The sequence below is a fragment of the Amycolatopsis sp. NPDC051371 genome (assembly GCF_040682155.1).
Classification (GTDB): domain Bacteria; phylum Actinomycetota; class Actinomycetes; order Mycobacteriales; family Pseudonocardiaceae; genus Amycolatopsis.
The window spans coordinates 1-1191 of sequence record NZ_JBFBAG010000126.1; the positions used below are offsets into that span (position 1 = coordinate 1).

Consider the following 1191-nt stretch of genomic DNA (forward strand, 5'->3'; position numbering starts at 1 on the left):
ACTAGTGCCGCATCAAGCAACGTTAGGTAGGTAATCCGGTCGGCGGATCTTGGAGTTGACGGCGAAGTGACGCCTCGGGTGGCAGTGGCGGTTGCGCCAGCGCAGGTAGCCCGCGATGGCGGCTTCCTGGGCGGTGTGGCTGGGGTAGTCGCTGCCGTCGAGGGTGAAGTAGCGGACCGCGGTGAACTCGCATTCGATCCAGTTCAGCCAGGACGCGTTGGTGGGTGTGTAGACCAGCTCGATGTCGTTAGCCGCGCACCACGTGACGACCTCGGCCTTGCCGTGAGGTCCGTAGTTGTCGCAGACTAGGTAGAGCTTCCCGGCCGGGAAGCGGCGGCGCAGCTGCTTGCAGAAGTCGAGGAACTGCGGCCAGCGTTTGCGGTCACGGAACCGGTAGAACATCTGACCGGACGCGAGGTCGAGCGCAGCGAACATGTGCCGGATGCCCTTGGTGCGGGTGTAGGTCGCGCGCAGGCGGGCCGGTCGGCCGCGGGGGAACCAGCCGCGACCGGGTCTGGGTTGCAGGTTCAGCGGCCCGAACTCGTCGACGCAGATCACCCGTCCGTCGGCGGGCGGCCGGTCGTAGAGGTCGAGGATGCGGTTCTTCTTCGGTATGAAGTCCGGGTCTTTGCTGGCTTTCCAGGTCTTCGTCGCCTGCCAGGACACGCCCTCCTTGCGCAGGATCTGCCGGACGGTCTCGGTGCTCGCCCTGATCCACGCGTGCTCGGCGAGGTAGTCGACCAGCTTGGTCAGGCTCCAGGTCGTGAACGGCAATCCCAGCTCAGTGGGTTGGCAGGCGGCGATGCGGCAGATCTGCTCACGGGCGGCCGGCCCGAACTTAGCTGGTCGGCCGCCCCTCCATTTTGGGGACAACGCCGCGAACCCGGAGTCGTTGAACGCGTGGATCACCTCCCGCACATACCCCTCCGTCGCCGCGAACATCGCCGCGATCTCCCCCGCGGACCGGCCCTGCGCCGAGGCCAGCACGATCCCGGACCGCCGCAGCCGCACCCGATCCCGGGTCGACCTCGTGATCTTGACCAGCCGCTGCGCTTCCGCCGGCTCCAACGACCGCGCGAACACCTCAGGCTTACGCGCCATGACTCACCTCCACCGGCCAGCCTCGCGATCACCGGCCCGAATGTCCACGCGACACGGTTACCACGTCAACGTTCCTTGACGAGGCACTAG

1 protein-coding gene is annotated in these 1191 nt (G+C 66.8%); it reads right to left on the reverse strand.

Annotation, left to right across the window (positions count from 1 at the left end):
* Positions 1–12 precede the first annotated feature (12 nt).
* Positions 13–1101 carry an IS630 family transposase gene (locus tag AB0M59_RS53585; RefSeq protein WP_364632174.1) on the reverse strand — a complete coding sequence of 363 codons (1089 nt, stop codon included), beginning with the start codon at positions 1099–1101 and terminating at the stop codon, positions 13–15.
* Between the last annotated feature and the right edge of the window lie 90 nt (positions 1102–1191).

What these genes read in the sequence shown, in the direction of transcription:
- AB0M59_RS53585 (WP_364632174.1), bottom strand. Translation starts at nt 1,101, where the DNA reads ATGGCGCGTAAGCCTGAGGTGTTCGCGCGGTCGTTGGAGCCGGCGGAA.